Here is an 18,120-nt window from a genome sequence, read left to right as displayed (position 1 = left end):
GAACCCGCTGGCATTGTTCCTGGATTGTTTATCTGAATTTTTTCCGGCTATCATATGCAAGACCAATTCCAACGCTTGACAATTTATTCTCATCTGCTACGGCAGCCTGGGGAAATAATTTCTTAAATGCCAATTGTACAAGAGGAACTTCAGTTGAGCCTCCGGTAAGAATTACAAGATCTATTTTATCAGCTTTAATACCGGATTTCAGCAGGCACTCCGTTGCAGCTTTGGATATTTTCCCGACCTCGTGTTGAATGGCATCTTCAAACTGTTTCCGGCTTATTGGAATTGCAAAATCCTTTTCCAGAAAATCGAATGAAGCAGTATGGTCGGCTCGAGTGGTTAGTGCGATTTTTGTATCCTCGGCAGTGCTTAAAAGACTGTGTCCTCGCTCCTGTTCTAAAAGTTTCAGCAATCTTCCAAACCTTCTTTTATCATGCGATTCGTGAAAAAATTGCCTTACCTGTGAAAGGACTTTTGGGGAGTACAGTAGATTCACCTTACTCCATTCCGCAAGATCATGGTAATATTTCAGTGGCACTTCCAAATTCTTCTTACCATACGTACTGAGATATCCTAACTCGGGCATAATGCTCGATAGTGCCAGGTCTTTGTCAAAATCATTGCCACCAACCCGTACACCGGTATTCGCTAATATATCCTCAGCACGATCCGCCTTGGCTGCGTATTGAGAAGACAATCGGATCACTGTAAAATCGGAAGTTCCTCCGCCGAGATCCGCAACAATGGCTAGCTTTTCACCTTTAATATTTACTTCATGCGCAAACGCAGCGGCGATGGGTTCAAATTGAAATTCAACATGCTTATATCCTATCCGTTGTGCAATGCTTGTTAACTCCTCCTGTGCCCGGTGATCCGCATCTTTGTCGTTGTCGACAAAATGAACCGGACGCCCCATCACCACATTTTCAATCTCTTCCTTTGCAAGAATGTTGGCCCGTTCTTTCAAATTCTGAATAAAAGATGCGATGATCTTTTCAAATTTCAGGGGCTTACCATTGACCTGAGTGCCATGTTTCATCAGCGGTGTTCCGAGAACACGTTTTAAACTTCGCATGAATCTTCCCTCCTGTCGATCGAAAAACATTTTGACGGCGGCGCGGCCATAAATAGGGTTGTAACCCTGCGGCGGAATAAAAATCGCGCTCGGTATAGTTATGTGCGTCTTCTCGACCGGTACCAGTATAACTTGATCATGCTGGGCAATGGCCACACTCGAATTAGAGGTACCGAAGTCGATTCCGCAGGAGATGGCCATAGTGGAGAAGTGTTTGGGTGTTTAGGTGTTTAGGTAATGCATCATCAAGGGTAACGTGGCCATAGCTAGACACTTAAACATTTTTCAAACTCCTGTTCGATATTCTTCATCTGTATTAAATGGCGCTGTGCATGTAAGGCTAGAAAATAAACGTATTGATAAACATCCAACTTTCCCAGGCTGTTCACCGACATTGTTGTATGGTGCAATATACCTTCGCCACGCTGAAGTAATTCAAGTGTGATTAAACATTGGTCAAGTTGATCTCGAATCTCCCGCCTGACGTCATGCAACGACTGACTTCCCGTGGGTTGATGATGCTCAGGGCGTTGCCATTCAAAAGCATTCGGGTCCCCGATCTGTAGCAAACCTGGGGTAGCCAGGACGTAGTCTTCAGGTACGATGAACTTGCCGTCGATATTTTCGCTTTTCTTCAGTGCCTTTAACGTTCCTTTTTCAATAACGATAAGCAAAAAATGATTGGTAAGCATAATATGTTCCAGCACTTCGCTAACACCCCATCCTCCGTCGGCGGGCTTATAACTACGTAACGTATGTGCTTTGTCGAACCATTCATCCACAACGGCAAACGTGCGTATGAGTTCGCGTTTTAAGTTAATAAGTGTATGTTCAAAAGGCATAAGATTCAAATCTGTTGTTAATAAAAAAAGCCCGGGCGTTTGACCCGGGCTTCTATATCGTTAGTAAGTTGTTTCATCTTACCGACATCGATAATTCCCGGGCATTGAAGTCATCTTCACGTTTTTGCGAAGCTGAATCATTGCGTCGATATGGAATACTGATGTGTTCATGATGTGACAAATGTAATAGTTTTTTTGAAAGTGGAAAACGATGCTGCAGAGTTTTGTTATTTAGATGTTTATTCCGATCTCTTTCGGGCTGTTGGAGAAACACTTATCTTGCACATATGCAAAAAAAATTAATCCTTTTAACAGTCGTTTTAATCAGTTGTCTTTTTATCCGGTCGCATTCCGTGGATACCAAAAGGGAAATTCGATTTCAAGAAAAGAAAATTTTGACTGGCGCCGACCAGGTTGATCAATACCTGCCATATCTAAAAAATAAACGTGTAGCTATTCTAGCCAACCTTACGTCCATCATTGGCGACACTCATCTAGTAGACAGTCTGAAAAGCTTGGGCGTCAACATCGTCAAAGTATTTGGTCCGGAACACGGTTTCCGAGGCAAGGCAAGTGCGGGTGTTCTAGTTTCGGATGAGACCGATGTTGCTACAGGTATTTCTATTATCTCTTTATACGGAAAGAAAAATAAACCTACGAAGGAAGATCTTGCTGATGTCGATATCCTGATTTATGATTTACAGGATGTAGGATGCCGGTTTTATACAAACATTAATGCCCTTGCGCGATTAATGGAGGCTTGCCACGAAAACGATAAAGAACTTTTAATCCTTGACCGGCCAAACCCCAACGGCTATTTAATAGACGGGCCCATACTGGATATGAAATTCACATCAGGCATCGGAATGTTTCCGTTACCAATAGCCCATGGGTTAACCGTAGGCGAGTTTGCGCAGATGGCCAACGGTGAGGGATGGCTCACCAATAAAGTGAAATGTAAGCTTCGGATTGTGAAGGTGGCCAATTATAATCATGATATGCCCTATACCCTACCCGTTAGCCCATCGCCGAATTTGAATACGCAACAAGCTGTAATGTTATATCCATCAACTTGTCTGTTTGAAGGAACATATCTCAATCATGGCCGGGGAACATATTATCCTTTTACCGTCTTAGGAAGTCCGGAATTAAAAGGGATTTATGAATTTTCTTATACGCCGGTGAGCATTAAGGGAATGGCAGAAACACCCTTGCACATGAACCAAGTGTGTTACGGATTAGATCTCAGAAAGTATGATATCGGCCTGCTTCGTCAGCGGCGGCAGATTAACTTGCAGTGGATGATCGAATTGTACAATTCATACCCTCATAAAGAAAAATTCTTTGATTCCAGTTTAAGCAGGGAAATGGGAACGATTGAAAGGCTGGTAGGCGTTGAAACTTTCCGTCAACAAATTCAGGACGGAAAATCGGAGAAGGAAATTCGGGCAAGCTGGGAGCCAGGACTCAGCAATTATAAAGAAATGAGGAAGAAGTATTTGCTGTACCCTTAATGGATGTAGTAAAAGGGTTGGTTATCGTACTAAATTTGAAAGAGTCACTAGCTAACGGGGAAGCTAACAATATTCAGTCTTCAATTAGTTTGCCATCAGCATCAAGATAAACAACTTTTTTGCTTTGCACAGTGTCCCCCTTCCCGACATTCATTTTGGACACTTTGTTCTCTTGCAAATTTTTTTCATTAGGACTTTCGCTCACTGCTCCGAAAATCATATATCCAAGCAGTACAATACCCAGTAAAATTTTCATAGATCAAATTTTTTTATGTATCAAATGTCGCTTGAAACGAAGCAGTTGTCACTGACTTTCAGAAGTTATTGAGCAAATACAAATCAGTCTTTGTTACTGACGTTTGACAGGAATTGTGTTTTTGAAGTAAGTGTTTAGGCGTTTGAATAATGGAACGTATCGTTCGCGTTATGCAAAAACCTAAACACTTTGTTACATTTAAACCTGGTTGATCTGTGGCGGTATCAGCTTGTAGACCACCGGCGTGACGATTCTGGAGAGAAGTGTAGAACTGATCAACCCACCGATCAATACGATCGCCAAAGGAGCAATCAATGGATTGGTAGAGAGCGCAATGGGTAATAATCCGCCAATGGCAGTCAATGACGTCAGGACGATAGGAAGAAAACGTACCTCTCCTGCTTCCCGTATTGCTTCATCCACGGATTTACCCTGGGCGCGCAATTGATTGGTAAAGTCGACCAATAGAATGGAATTCTTTACCTCCACCCCTGCCAATGCAATGAGTCCGATAATCGCGACAAACGACAACGGGTTTCCAGTGATAAGCAACGCTATGGCTGCACCAACAACTCCCAATGGTATTACACTTAAAACGATCAACATGCTTTTAAATGTCTTGAACATTAATATCAACACCGCGACAAACATGAATACCGTTACAATAATGATTGGCCCCAGGCCACCAAAAGATTCGTTGCTAGCCTCCACATCACCGCCCATCATAAAACTGTATCCATCAGGCAATTTCAGATGATTCATTTTCTCAACCACCGTGCTAATGACTTTGTCGTTTAAATAACCTTTTTGAACAAAGGCTGATACAGAAACCATTCTGATCTTGTTGTAATGATCTATTCTGAGTGGCGACGATTCTAATTTCAGTGTGGCAATCTGCTCTAACGGCACGGCCGAACCATGACTCGTATTTACAAAAAGGTTGTCAAGAGATGCCAGTGTAGCCCTTTCTTTTTTGGGGGTTGTTAAAAAAATATCGAAGTCCTCTCCATCCGCATCCGAGAAATTGCCCATATCCAAGCCCGCAATAGCAAGCCTTACTGTACGATCAATGTCTACGGTATTTATTCCACTCATACGCGCTTTGTCCTGGTTGATAACGACGCGCATATCACTTTTCAGATTACTCACAGGATTATTCACATAGATCGTTCCCTCGGTTTGAGCGAGCAACTTTTCAATGTGTGACGCATAGTGCCGAAGCGAGTCAAGATTGTCTCCAAATAACCTGACTTCTACCGGTGCAACAATTGGTGGACCTTGCTCAAAGTTTTTTACTTCAATTTTAGCGTCAGGGTATGTTTTAAATTCATCACGAAGCGCATTGATTATTCTGACCTTTTCCGCAGGTGATGTGTCATCGTTTAGTTGAACAAACACTTGTGCGAAATCAGTCCTCTCATTTTCCTGAACAACATTATAATAAATGCGTGGATTGCCTTTGCCGACATTTGTTGCATAATAAGACACCTGTGGTATTCGGCTAACAGCACGTTCAACAAATCTGGCAACCGAATCCGTACGATCGAGATTGGTTTGCAACGGGGTAATCGCATTGATAATGAATTGTGGCTTTTCGGAAGCTGGAAACAATGCAAAACCTATCACCGGAAACAACTGCAACGACCCAAAGAAGATGACGCCTGCCACAACCGTTGTGACAACAGGATGCTTTAATGCTTTATCCAACAGCCGGGAATAACTTCCATGAATCACCTTTTGAAGGGCCTGCATAAAAACGTTCCCTCCTGTATGACCATGATCTTTTAACAATCTGCTAGACAAAAATGGAATAACCGTTAGAGACACCAGCATCGATGCCAATACCGACATGATCACAGCAAGTGGCAAACCTCTGATGAAATCTCCGGCGCCTTCTGGCAAAAACACCAGAGGCATAAATGCAATGATCAACGTTGCTGTACAGCCTACTACCGCCAGGCCTATCTGTTTTGTTGCTTTGATAGTTGCTTCGAATCTGGAGTGGCCCTCGCGCATCCAACGTTCAATATTTTCTACTACAACAATACTATCGTCAACTAACAGGCCAAGCGCCACTACCAGACCTACAATACTCAACTGATTCAAACTAATCCCCAGCAAATTCAGCAGCACCAGACCAATTGCCAGGGATAATGGAATGGATATCATCACGATGGTGGCAGCACGAAATCCTAAGGGCAAAAGGGTTATGGAAACCAGAAAAATTGCAATGAGAAAATCTTTCCCTAAACCTGCCAGCCTGCCATTTACATTATCTGCCTGGTCAAAGTGATGTACCATATCAATGTTCGATGGCAGCTTTTTATCATAGGCTTCCAGCACGGGAGCGTATACCTTTTGAGTTTGGGTGATATTTAATCCGGGTTTTTGTGCCGCGATGACAAAAACACAACGATGACCGTTCAGACGTGTAATGTGTTTGGTTTCATCAAATGTTATGTACGCATCAGCGACATCCCGAAGTAAGATATTTTTTCCGTTCGCCGCATACACAATGGTGTTCTTAATTTCATCAAGACTGGTATAGTTACCACTGGTTTTTATACTGAATGTTTTTGAACCTGCCACGATACTACCGCCAGGGATATTTGCCATTTCACTTTGGAGTGTCCCGATTACAGCATCTAAAGGGATATGCATTTGAGCAATCTTTTCAAGGCGCAGTTCAATACGAACAACCTGTTCCGGCAGTCCTTGAATTTCAACATTTTTTAATGCAGAGATCTTCTCAAGCTCATCTTGCAATGCTTCTGCATAAAATTTCAGTTTAGTGCGAGAAGCATTTTCAGAAATCAATGCTATCTGTACGATGTTAACATCCGAGGGCTGAAACTTTTGAATTTCGATGCTAAAAATATCCTTTGGCAAATCCGGTCTAAGACTGTTTATTTCACGAACCAACTCCTGGTATTTTTCATCTGGATCACTTTCATATTTATACTCGACGCGAAACACGGCAAGCCCATCGCTGATCGTGGTTTTGATCCGCTTCATGTCTTCCAGTTCATTTATTTTTTCCTCCACTGGATCAACAACTAATTCTTCCATGTCTTTTGGACTAGTGCCAGGATATACAACTACAATGGCATACTGAGGCGCTTCAATATCAGGATCTTCACTTCGTGGCATATTAAATAAAGTAGTCACACCTAAGGCAACCGCCATCAAAAACATAATGAGTGTGAACTGATAGTTCTTTACAGCATATTCAGAAATTTTCATATGCGCTTATTTAATGATGGAGATGGGTGAGTTATCGGTAAGATAAGCGCTGCCGGAAACGATTAAGGCATTTGTGTTTTCCAAGCCTCGGCTGATTCTAATGGTTTTACCGTCAAACGACGCTATGACCACCGGCTGCTTCTGAGCTTTTTTATTATCATTGGTTATGAATACGAAACCATCATTGTCGTTCGCATCCAATACAGACTCATAAGGAACACTCCATGACGTTTGCTTAATTTTCGACGAAAGTTCAGCTGTCCCAAACATGCCATTGGCAAATCTTGCACGGCCCTGCTTAACTTCCAGCTCAATGGTAAACGCGCCGGTCTGTGGATCCGCACTTTCCCATTTACGCACAACTTTGGCTTCGAAAGTTCTGTCTGAAAAAGCATCGATTGTTACTGTTGAACTATCGCCAATATTGATATCCGACCATTGTTTGTCGCTAACACCAATTTTTAATATCCATTTTGCCGTACCGGCGCCGTTAGTCATTACGATCGGATCTCCAACGTCGACCACTTGGCCAGGGTTCACAAATTTTCGTAATACATAACCATTTCCTATTGCATAGATGGATGAAAAGTTCCGATTAAAGCCTGCAGCAGCGAGTTGTTCTTTTGCAACCGCTAGTCCCGTTTCTGCATCCTGCAACTGCTCTAAGGTAGCGACGCTGTCTTGGTACAAATTTTTAACGCGATCAAAATCTCGTTGGGCTTTTTCGTAACCAAAACGTGCCTGGGCGACGTGAGCATCAATTTCGCGTAGGTCAAGGGTTGCAAGCAGTTGACCTTTTTTGACAAAGTCACCTTCTTTAACAAGAATAGAGTTTACAATGCCACTGGTCTTGAAGCCAAGGATCGTCTCGTCATTTGTTGTGAGCTGTCCAGATGCCTTAATAATTTGATGTCCTACGGATTTTTGCAATTCAATTACTCGTACGGGAATAGGTTCTGAATTCTTTGGAATGGTTGCATTTCCTTTACTGTCAGTACAAGATTGCAAAACGACTGCTGAGGCAAGTGCACCGACAAATGTTAATGTGATAATGATATTCTTTTTCATAGAGCGTGGATAGTGGTTTAATTTTCGATCGCATAAGCAGCTGTTTCTCTTTCGAGATTCGCTTCTGCTGTCAGTACTTCAAGTTGACGTAGATTGAGTTGCAGTTCGGATGACGTAAGCTGGTTTCGTGCATCAAGGAATTCAATGAGCGAGTTGACACCTTCTTTGTATCCCTTTTCAACCAAATTGAAATAGCTCTTAGCAGACTTCAATTGTTCTTGCGCCGCATGGAAATTCTGAATAGACGTCTGCAATTGATTCTTTGAAATAGCCATAGCCATTTCTAATTGCTTACTTGTATATCTAAGATGCTGCTCCGTTTTTTGAATCTCAAGCTTATTTTGACGAATAGTTATATCGTTGCGAAAGCCTTGAAATACGGGGATAGAAAGTTGTACTCCGACAAGGTAGTAGCGCGAATCGTTGTTGTATTTCCAATCCTGTGCCTGGGTACCGAGATCCAGGAAGGCATTGACTTTAGGCAAACGGCTAAGCCTGCTCATTTGTAAGGAGGAGTTATTGATCTGCCGGACTGTTTTGATCATTTGAATTTCCTCCCTTTTATTAATCATATTGGAAGCTGTATCGGTTAGAACAATGCTTTCCAATAAAGATGTGGTGACCACCTCATGATTGAGATCTCTATTCAATAAAAAATTCAAATATTGGCGTGTGTTGCTTAATTGATTTCGAGCGTCGTTAACATCGGCCTTTACGCGTTCCAATTCACTTCTTGAACGCAATACATTTGCCGGTAGCGCTTTCCCATTTCGTAACAACGATTCATTAATCTCTACATTTTTTTGCACCAGGGTCAGCGCACTTTCATAAATTTTTATTGCCGATAATGCTGCGAGATGATTGTAGTAGCCAGTTTTAATGTCCAATACCAGTTGGCGTTTATAAACATCGAGCTCATATTGTCTCAACATGAGTTGCTGGCCTTGAATGGACCGGTTAATTAGGAGGTCGGTATTAACCAACGGTATGGATGTACGTATCTTTGCATCATAAAAATTCTTAGGGAAAAAGTTTTGGTTTACATTTTCCACTTGCGGAAATGCATCGCTTTGCGTCATTTCATTTAACGAGGCATATACCGGGTTTAATAAGTCCCCCACGGGAATGCCGATGCTCCGACCCCCTTCCCCTGATGTATAATCAGCTAAAACATTTACGGTAGGAAGGAAATAACTTTTAGCGATCCTTAAGGAATGCTGCGCCTGTTGAAGGGTGACGTTTTTCTGTTGCAGTACAAGATTGTTTTTCAAGCCTTCCTGCACATAGTCCTCTAAGGTTTGTGCTTCTGAAATGGTGGCAGCGAATAATACAAAGGTCCAGCACCATTGGAACGCTTTTTTGCTGATAGGTAGAGAGTTAATTAGCATTGATTATTTAGTTTACACTGTTAAGTCGTATCGCAAAAAAATTTATTTTATTTTTTGTGCATGCGATCTAATATTTCATTTACCATATCGCTTGCTTTAAGGGCCAGGTCTTTTTCATTTAAGTTTTCTACAACAGGGCAACGATTACGGATCTCAAGGGAAGCAATACCATGCACCATAGACCATACCGTAAAAGCCACTACTTCCACTTGCATATTTTTGAAATAGCCAGCATCTATACACTGCTGGACCGTATTCACCAGAAAACTAAACGCGCGTTTTCCTTCTTCCCAATCCGATTCATCTTTCTGAATCGACTTCATTGGGGAATTAATAATGAACATTAAGTCATACAATTCACCATTCTCCATGGCGAAACTGATGTATGCCTTATTAATGGCTTTCAACCTCTCATATGGATTTGAAACATGCGCGAGGGGGCGAAAGTATTGATTTAAAAGAGAAAATCCTTCCCTGTGAAGTTCACAAAAAATGTCATCCTTATCTTTAAAATATAGATAAATAGTGGTCGGAGAATATTCAATCTTCTCGGCAATATTGCGAATGGACGTGTCCTCAAATCCCTTTTGCATGAACAGTTCTTTGGCCGCCTGGAGAATTTTACCCTTTAGCTCTTCTTTCTGACGCTCTTTTCTCGTGCTTATAGTCATATCCGGAATCGGTAAGTTACTTAACGGTGTTAAGTTAGTTAGGTTGCGGAGATCTGCAAAATTTTTTGTCCATTTTCTTTATTCACAACATGGTGACTTGAGGGAAATTTGGCGGGATCGGCCCTTTACATTGCCGTAGTTACACCGTCCTGTCTACGCTAATGCCCATACTTTTGTAATTAAAGGGAAGGTATCTTTCTCAAGACATTTCTCGTCAATTCAATTTTGCACCAGCGATTAAAATAATGATGGAAAACCTGAGGCCTACTGAAAATCCGCTAACAGACACAATTTTGGAAACGCAAGGACTCCGCGCCGGAAGAAAGGAATGGATTGGTCTGGCAGTTATTGCTCTGCCTTGTGTACTCTATTCAATGGATCTTACCGTACTAAACCTGGCGATCCCGCATATTACAATAGATCTTGAACCTAGCAGTTCTCAATTATTATGGATCGTCGACATCTATGGATTTCTTGTTGCAGGTTTGCTGATGACGATGGGCACATTGGGTGATCGCATAGGACGCCGAAAATTATTGCTTATGGGTGCCGTTGCTTTCGGAGCAGCGTCTATTTTTGCCGCATCTTCTAAAACACCGGAGATGTTGATTCTTGCCAGGGCCGTGCTCGGAATTGCAGGCGCCACGTTAGCGCCATCAACGCTTTCACTCATCCGGAATATGTTCCTTGATCCTAAACAAAGAACGGTCGCTATCGGCGTATGGGTTGCCAGTTATTCTGCGGGCGGTGCGATCGGGCCGGTGGTCGGTGGCGCTATGCTGGAATATTATTCATGGGGATCAGTGTTCCTTATTGCAGTTCCTGTAATGATATTACTTCTTGGGCTCGGCCCTTTTTTATTGCCTGAGTTTAAAGACCCGGATGCAGGTAAGCTGGATTTTCTAAGTGCGTTGCTTTCCTTAACTGCTGTTCTCGCAATGATTTTTGGTTTGAAGAAAATCGCTGAAGGCGGCGTTGGGTGGGTGTCAATAGCATCGATCGCGGTAGGAATCTTCATTGGCAAAATCTTTTTACTGCGGCAACGGCGTTTAAAAGATCCTATGATTGACCTTAACTTATTCAAAGTTCCGGCCTTCAGTGCTGCACTCACGATATATACGCTGATAACGTTCATCGCTTTTGGCGGATTCATTTTTATATTTCAGTACATGCAGTTCATTCAAAAACTTTCACCAATGAAAGCTGGATTGTTGGCGCTTCCCTCCTTTGGTGGCTTTATTATCGGATCCGTTTTTGCACCCATGCTTGCACACCGTGTTCGCCCTGTTCATGTAATTACCGGTGGACTTGTTATCGCTGCCCTCGGCTTCGGGCTGATCACACAAGTCGATGTCGATAACGGAATGGGATATCTGGTTGTGGGTATGCTGATTTATTCATTAGGATTAGCGCCAGTGATTACATTGACCACTGACCTGATTGTTGGTGCGGCGCCACCTGAACGTGCAGGTGTTGCCTCGGCGCTTTCAGAAACCAGTTCTGAATTTGGTGGCGCACTTGGAATTGCAGTCCTGGGAAGTATAGGAACAGCTATATACCGAATACGAATAACGCGTGATATACCACCGATTTCAGCCAACCTAGCTGACGAAGCAACGGAGACCCTGGGCGGTGCAGCAAGCGTTGCAAGTAAATTGCCTCAGGAACATGGTATTCAACTTCTGGGTACAGCGAATGAAGCGTTTGTCACAGGTATGCAGGTTAATTCTGTGATCGGTGCTATTATCGCGGTCGGTTTAGCTTTATTGGCCGCAAAGTTTTTAAAGACAGTAAAACCCAGCGGACATTAAGTATTATTACTGGCGAGTGACCTCAATTGCTTTTTAATGGTATAAAGAGCACTGCATCGGCAATCACAATTCCATCTGCATTCTTTGTCGATATTTCGACTGTGCTATCTTTTCCTTTGCTGAAGTCATATTTCCCGGCAGCGATCCACTCGCCGGACGTCTGACCCTCTACCTTTATTTCATTGGGACGTAAAACGACCTCTTGTTCTTTTTTTCCAGTGTGAATAATGGTTGTTACGGTTGTCGAAGCGCCTTCCAACCGGGGAAAATAAATGAATACTTCATACTTACCGGCGCTCTTGACCAAAGGATTAAATCTCACACTTTGAATTGTTTTGTTGTTATCCATTGGAGACTTTAGAAACGAAAAGGCATAGCATCCCCTGCCATTCTTTTCATGGGTCCAATTGCCCGTGGTGGTTATCGATTCTTTGTCATCGTTGTCAATCAATATTTCAGGCGTGCTTCCATCCACGAGTGGATCTTCCATCAGCTTTTTCTGCAGCGTTTCAACATCGACTTCCTGAACACTTACGTTCCGGTCGATAGCCTGTACGGCGGCCGTTGCGGAAGACTGCGCCAGCACCATGAAGACAGGTTCCATGCGGATTGATCCGTAGGCAATGTGTGTTGCCGACAGGCATACTGGTACAAATAGATTTTTGCAGTCGCTTGCTTTTGGAATTAATGAACGATAGGAAATCGGATATGGTGGAAATCCTCCAACCTGTACATCGCCTTCATTTTTCACCATGCCGTTGATCACGATCCGACTGGTGTTATGTGAATCCATGGTATAAGCTGCCATGCCTACACCGTCGCTTACTTTCTCTTTGCCTTCACAATTTGCCTGGGTCATAACGTATGACCCTACCATACGTCTTGCCTCACGTACGTACATCTGTGGAGACCAGTGGCCATTATCAGTGTACTCGTCTTTGGGGTAACCCCATTTCAACATTTCTTCTCTCAACGGTTTAGGTATACGTCCGCTGTGCCCGATGAAGTACAAAAGTCCTTTGTTATAGTTTTCGTGTTCCTTAACAATCTTTGTGCGCTGATCATAGCTGGCTTCCGGATAATTGTAATTCATGCCAATCATGTCTGTGGAAAACGGACCGTTATTATTGATGTCCGTTTTTTCATTTGGCATCAGGTCGGGCTTCAGAATTAAATTGAAAGGTCGATTAGGTTCTTTCTCCAGCATTCTGATCAACAATTCATAACGCGTTGAATCGTAGTCATCTGGCTTTACAATCGGCATCAGATTCTTCGGATCACGGGAGAGACATATTCTAAAGTTGTAAGCCTGTACTTTCTTATCACCGGAACCTTCAGGTAATAAAGTTTCGTTGCTTATTCCCCACAGCAACCCACTTTCAGGTTTTCCGGGAGTTTTATAGGGATCAATGCCATCAACGAATTGATGCTTATCTTTTAATTGTACTCCGTTATAGGTTTCATTGTATAGATCGTTCGCTTCTCTTCCCACAAAATACGAAACCCCTGCCTTAGCCATTAAATCACCTTCGTAAGAGCAATCAATAAACATTTTTGCACGGATGATTTGGTTTGTTGATGCAACAGGGGTCGTTGAATTTTCAACCATAATTTCCTGGATGTATCCATCTTTTGTTCGAGCGTCAATTATGCGATGGCCAAACAGTATATTTACCTTCGCTTGCTTTACGTATTCCTTATAAATATTTTCTGCAACATGTGGTTCGAAGATCCATTGTTCAAACTTCCCATAATGATTTCCTATTCGGCGATAAAAATCACGGGCTAACCCGGAAACTGCGTACTTGTTACCGATGTCGGTAAAACCTAGCCCACCCGATGTAAGGCCACCGAGGTGTTTTCCAGGCTCAATAACGATCACAGATTTCCCTAGCTTTTTTGCCGTGTAAGCCGCGATGACCCCGGCGGAACTTCCTCCATAGACACAAATATCTACCGTGGTCGTTTTTTGAGACCAAGCTTGCGAGATAAGTAAAAATGCGAAGGCGTTGAACAGACAAATTCTTAAAAAAATTTTCATACCAATAAATAGCTTTTAAGTACTCCAGAAGATTGTCGTCGATGGCGGTATTAAACAAACCAACTTCAATTTGAAAACAATATATTGATAAATTGCCAATCAAGTTCTATGGTCGTCTGGCGTCAGCTGTAATACATGTATCGTTCTCATGCGATCCAATTCAAACTGCTTCCATTGTTAAAACATTCAAATCGAGTAAAAACTGGTAACGGTTTCCTACTCGCTTCTCCTCACTGTGTTCTATTCGACGACGGAATTTAATCACATGGAAGCGTCAACAATGGAGACCGCTATTTCATTTTGAAACTGATGAAGCGGTGAAGTTTAAACAAAAGAAAGGAAAGATGATGTACGGAAAGCTTATCAAACTGATCGAGATGCTACGGTCACAACAAAAATGAAGCGATTGTTTTTACGAGGCTGAAAGAATAAAAGAACATGTTGTCTTTCATTCTTTCACACTTCAATTATGTTAATGGAATTTCGAAAATTAATTCCGGTTCAAAGCATTCAACTCCTGAAATGCCTGGGCCAGGCGATTCTTGATAGAGACTTCACCTTCACGCAACCAAACCCGAGGATCATAGTACTTTTTGTTGGGAGCATCATCGCCGGTTGGATTGCCAAGTTGTCCCTGGAGAAAACCTTCATTTTTCTTGTAATAGGCACGGATACCGTCCCAGTATGCCCATTGAAGGTCAGTGTCAATATTCATTTTTACAACGCCATAGCTGATGGCTTCACGAATAGCAGATGGCTCAGAACCTGACCCGCCATGAAATACAAAGTTAACCGGATTGCTTTTCGTTTTAAATTTCTTTTGAATGTAGTCCTGAGAATTTTTCAGAATGGCTGGCTCAAGCTTAACGTTACCTGGTTTATAAACACCATGAACATTTCCGAAAGAAGCCGCAATTACAAAATTGTCACTTACTTTCATCAACTCTTCATAAGCGTACGCCACTTCCTCTGGTTGCGTGTATAACTTTGAACTTTCAACACCTGTATTGTCAACACCATCTTCTTCACCACCAGTTACGCCTAACTCGATTTCGAGATACATGTCCAGCTTCGTTAGTTTTTCAAGATACCTTTTGCTGATTTCAATATTTTCTTTTAGAGGCTCTTCTGATAAATCTAACATGTGAGACGTAAACAATGGCTTGCCATATTGCTTATAGAACTCCTCTCCTTTTTTAAGCATCCCGTCCACCCACGGCAAAAGTTTTTTTGCAGCATGGTCCGTGTTGATCAGAACCGGAATGCCGTATAAGTCACTTGCTTCATGCACGTATTTTGCACCAGATACAGCTCCAGCGATAGATGCGGCTTGCTCATTGTTCGAAACTGATTTTCCTACAAAGAAAGCAGCACCACTATTTGAAAACTGGATGATTATTGGAGAGTTTACACTTTTACCAGCTTCGAGGCTAGCATTGATTGTATTTGACGTAGTAACATTTACTGCAGGCAGTGCGAATTGCTCTGCTTTTGCTTTTTCAAATACTTTTTTAGCCTCGGAGTAATTTAAAACAAGTGACATAGGACTTATTGGTAAATGATTATTTTGTTTTTTATATAGCCTTAAAAAAAGAAGTGCAATGTTAGGCAATATGACGCAATTTTATGCAGGAGATTTGAATTTATTCCAAACATTCCAGAGCGCTGCCTCATCGCCAACGTTTCCGGGAAAGACTATATAGATCATTTCTGGAAATTTGCTCTCCAGGTCCAGTTTCCAGACCGGCACACCGGCAATCGCTTGTCCAAGTATTAACGCTGATTTAGACGATAGTCCCTTGGAAGCGACATCGCTGGATGTGATACCCCCTTTCGCGATGATGAAGGAAGGCCGTATTTTAATTCCCTCAACGATCGCTACGACAAATGTCGAAACGACACTATGTATCTTCAGACTGCTTTCAGTATCCGTTCCAACCTTTAATTCTCTGCTGGTGTAAATCACAACGTCCCTTCCATTTGAAAGCCATTGATCAGTTTGCTCGATCATACGGCGTAAATGCTGTGTGGAGTTTCCTTTTGTCAAAAGCTCGTCAACATCAATTTGAATCGTTTCATGTTTCTTCTGACCGAGCAGGAAGTTGAGCTGACCGGTTGTCTTAGGTACATAAGAACCAACAATAAGTAATGATCCATGTTTAGAACTGATGTCTTCCTTCGTTGGTAAAAAAATCTTTCCCGGCGCAATACCTGCGCGAATGGACACGAATGTAGCCGAGCTTCGATACAAGAATTGTTGGCCAGATCTTTCCGCAATAAGTATCGCCATGGCAAGAACCTCAAGATCTTTGTAAGCAGCGGCGTTAACAATTACAATTTTACCAGGTTTACAGTCCAGTAATTTTTTGGCAACCAATTCCGGACCGCCTCGTCGAATGTCTTCAATCGAAATTGACATGATATCTCCTAATCCAATTTTTCCATTACTTTTTTCCTGGATCCATTCTTTAAGATTGGAGTGGATATAACCGAATACACTGTCTTTAGCAAAGGGTGTATCAGCAACGGGCACCAGCTCGCCATGTTCCAAAATATAATGCACATCATCGATTGTATAACGGGCACCTTCTATAAATGCAGGAATCAAAAGCCATACGGCATGCTGGGTTTTTAACGCCTTGGCTATCGCATCAACTTCATCCGGAAAATGTCCACGCAACGTGGAGTCGCTGCGACTGATGACGATTACTTGTCGACCACTTTGTTCTACGGCTTCATTCAGGTTTCGCCCAATTTCCAGCGTGCGATCAACCGCTTTTTCCGTGCTAAGGCTTCTGGAGTTCGTAAGAATAAACAATATAGATGGTTTTTTTTTCAATTCAGCCAGCAACAAGGGCACCGTCCATGCTGTAAGAACGATTACGTCGTGACACGTTTGTGTGCCAGTGGGATCATCGTCAAACACGACGACAGTTTTTTCGCTCTGCAGAAATTCTTTTCGTATGGCTGGGAGCAAGTCGGCCTGATATTCGACGGGTAGGCGAGTCAGTACATCTTGTGCTTTTTTGTACATTCTTATGGGTAATCGTTTGGTTTAAAACTACAAATTTACAGCGGCTAAGTTAATGGCTAATAAATTTTGGCCAATCGGTTTTGAGTCACTCAAAATTACCAGCGATCCGAAAAGTAGTTTGAAATTTTAATAAATTATCTAACTAGCAGAAACGTTCTGTGTCGTACCACACTGAGGCGTACATTAACTTTAACTAATAACGGATAACGTTACGCTATGCAAATCATCATTACCGGTGGCGGAGGTTTTCTCGGCCAGCGTCTCGCCAAAGCGCTTTTAAATAGCACCATATCTTTTGATGAATTAACACTGGTTGACATCGTCATGCCAACCAATCCAGGTATGGATTCCCGGATTCACTGCAAGCAATTAGATCTTTCTGAGCAAGCGGCTGCTAAAACGCTGATAACTGCACAAACTAGTATCATATTTCATCTCGCAGCAATCGTGAGCAGTCATGCAGAAAAAGATTTCGATATTGGCTGGAAAGTAAATCTTGATATAACGCGGTACCTACTGGAAGCCTGTCGTTATACCAATCCACATATTCGTTTTGTTTTTTCAAGTTCCCTGGCAGTCTACGGCGGCGAGTTGCCTGCGATCGTAAACGACGCAACTGCCGTTACACCACGGAGTTCCTATGGTACGCAAAAGGCAATGGGAGAACTCCTGGTTAATGATTATTCTCGAAAGGGATTTGTCGATGGTGTCGTATTGAGACTGCCTACCATTTGTGTTAGACCAGGGAGACCTAACTTAGCCGCGTCCTCCTTTGTTAGCAGCATCATCCGTGAGCCGATAAAGGGTGAAGCTGCCATTTGCCCCGTCTCGCCCGACCTTCCTCTTTTCCTCTCCAGTCCTGAGACTGTTATTCAGAATTTGATTCATGCTGCCACACTCAAAACAGAATCTTTGAGCTGGCGAACCGTAAACCTTCCGGGAATAACGGTTACCGTGAAGCAAATGCTCGATAGTTTAAAACGCGTTACAGATGAAGCCACGATCGCCAGAGTACAATTCAAAGCTGATGAAGGCGTCAACAAAATCGTATCCAGCTGGCCGGGTGCCCTTGATACTAAACGGGCATTGGAATTGGGGTTTCGGGTCGACAGTAGCTTCGATAATTTTATACATCAACACATGGCCGAAAATAAACAAAGCGCGTGAGCCC

Annotated in this window: 13 protein-coding genes; 3 read left to right on the top strand and 10 right to left on the bottom strand. The window is 42.6% G+C overall.

Translation table 11 applies throughout. From position 1 onward, the window contains the following. Nucleotides 1–28 precede the first annotated feature (28 nt). Both P2W71_RS15315 and P2W71_RS15310 read right to left on the bottom strand, forming a co-directional pair. On the bottom strand, nt 29–1,282 hold the full coding sequence (locus tag P2W71_RS15315) for an Hsp70 family protein (RefSeq protein ID WP_276372147.1): 1,254 nt from the start codon (nt 1,280–1,282) through the stop codon (nt 29–31). A 65-nt stretch (nt 1,283–1,347) separates the two neighbouring features. Further along, on the bottom strand, nt 1,348–1,923 hold the full coding sequence (locus P2W71_RS15310) for a DinB family protein (protein WP_276372146.1): 576 nt from the start codon (nt 1,921–1,923) through the stop codon (nt 1,348–1,350). 287 nt (nt 1,924–2,210) lie between these two features. On the opposite strand from P2W71_RS15310, the gene P2W71_RS15305 reads away from it, so the two are divergent. Further along, nucleotides 2,211–3,437: a DUF1343 domain-containing protein gene (locus tag P2W71_RS15305; protein WP_276372145.1), complete on the top strand. Its 1,227-nt coding sequence runs from the start codon at nt 2,211–2,213 to the stop codon at nt 3,435–3,437. Between the two features lie 73 nt (nt 3,438–3,510). Here the strand turns inward: P2W71_RS15305 and P2W71_RS15300 are convergent, their stop codons facing one another. The 5 genes from P2W71_RS15300 to P2W71_RS15280 all read right to left on the bottom strand — a co-directional run bounded on the left by P2W71_RS15300 (nt 3,511) and on the right by P2W71_RS15280 (nt 10,063). Continuing rightward, nucleotides 3,511–3,693: a hypothetical protein gene (locus tag P2W71_RS15300; protein ID WP_276372144.1), complete on the bottom strand. Its 183-nt coding sequence runs from the start codon at nt 3,691–3,693 to the stop codon at nt 3,511–3,513. Between the two features lie 198 nt (nt 3,694–3,891). Then, the gene (locus P2W71_RS15295; protein WP_276372143.1) at nt 3,892–6,936 is read right to left on the bottom strand and encodes an efflux RND transporter permease subunit; all 3,045 of its coding nucleotides are present in this window, start codon (nt 6,934–6,936) and stop codon (nt 3,892–3,894) included. 6 nt (nt 6,937–6,942) lie between these two features. Further along, complete coding sequence (locus P2W71_RS15290; RefSeq protein ID WP_276372142.1) at nt 6,943–8,004, bottom strand: efflux RND transporter periplasmic adaptor subunit; 1,062 nt, start codon at nt 8,002–8,004, stop codon at nt 6,943–6,945. Nucleotides 8,005–8,021: 17 nt separating this feature from the next. After that, on the bottom strand, nt 8,022–9,392 hold the full coding sequence (locus P2W71_RS15285) for a TolC family protein (RefSeq protein ID WP_276372141.1): 1,371 nt from the start codon (nt 9,390–9,392) through the stop codon (nt 8,022–8,024). A gap of 47 nt (nt 9,393–9,439) precedes the next feature. Next, nucleotides 9,440–10,063 carry a TetR/AcrR family transcriptional regulator gene (locus P2W71_RS15280; protein WP_276372140.1) on the bottom strand — a complete coding sequence of 208 codons (624 nt, stop codon included), beginning with the start codon at nt 10,061–10,063 and terminating at the stop codon, nt 9,440–9,442. A gap of 245 nt (nt 10,064–10,308) precedes the next feature. Here P2W71_RS15280 and P2W71_RS15275 point away from each other — a divergent pair, with 245 nt between their 5' ends. Beyond that, nucleotides 10,309–11,874, top strand: coding sequence for an MFS transporter (locus P2W71_RS15275; protein ID WP_276372139.1), 1,566 nt, complete (start codon nt 10,309–10,311; stop codon nt 11,872–11,874). A gap of 22 nt (nt 11,875–11,896) precedes the next feature. On the opposite strand, the gene P2W71_RS15270 is transcribed toward P2W71_RS15275, so the two are convergent. The 3 genes from P2W71_RS15270 to P2W71_RS15260 form a co-directional block, all read right to left on the bottom strand. After that, on the bottom strand, nt 11,897–13,915 hold the full coding sequence (locus P2W71_RS15270) for an FAD-dependent oxidoreductase (RefSeq protein ID WP_276372138.1): 2,019 nt from the start codon (nt 13,913–13,915) through the stop codon (nt 11,897–11,899). Nucleotides 13,916–14,405: 490 nt separating this feature from the next. After that, entirely contained in the window at nt 14,406–15,458 is a 1,053-nt protein-coding gene (gene fbaA, locus P2W71_RS15265; protein WP_276372137.1) for a class II fructose-bisphosphate aldolase, read from the bottom strand. A gap of 81 nt (nt 15,459–15,539) precedes the next feature. Continuing rightward, entirely contained in the window at nt 15,540–16,949 is a 1,410-nt protein-coding gene (locus P2W71_RS15260) for a four-carbon acid sugar kinase family protein (RefSeq protein ID WP_276372136.1), read from the bottom strand. 216 nt (nt 16,950–17,165) lie between these two features. Here P2W71_RS15260 and denD point away from each other — a divergent pair, with 216 nt between their 5' ends. After that, nucleotides 17,166–18,116 carry a D-erythronate dehydrogenase gene (denD, locus tag P2W71_RS15255; protein WP_276372135.1) on the top strand — a complete coding sequence of 317 codons (951 nt, stop codon included), beginning with the start codon at nt 17,166–17,168 and terminating at the stop codon, nt 18,114–18,116. The last annotated feature ends 4 nt before the right edge of the window (nt 18,117–18,120 follow it).

Source organism: Chryseolinea sp. H1M3-3 (assembly GCF_029360725.1).
In the GTDB taxonomy this organism is placed as follows: Bacteria; Bacteroidota; Bacteroidia; order Cytophagales; family Cyclobacteriaceae; genus Chryseolinea.
The sequence above is the reverse complement of the archived record's forward strand: the minus strand, read 5'-3'. Positions and strand labels throughout refer to the sequence as shown.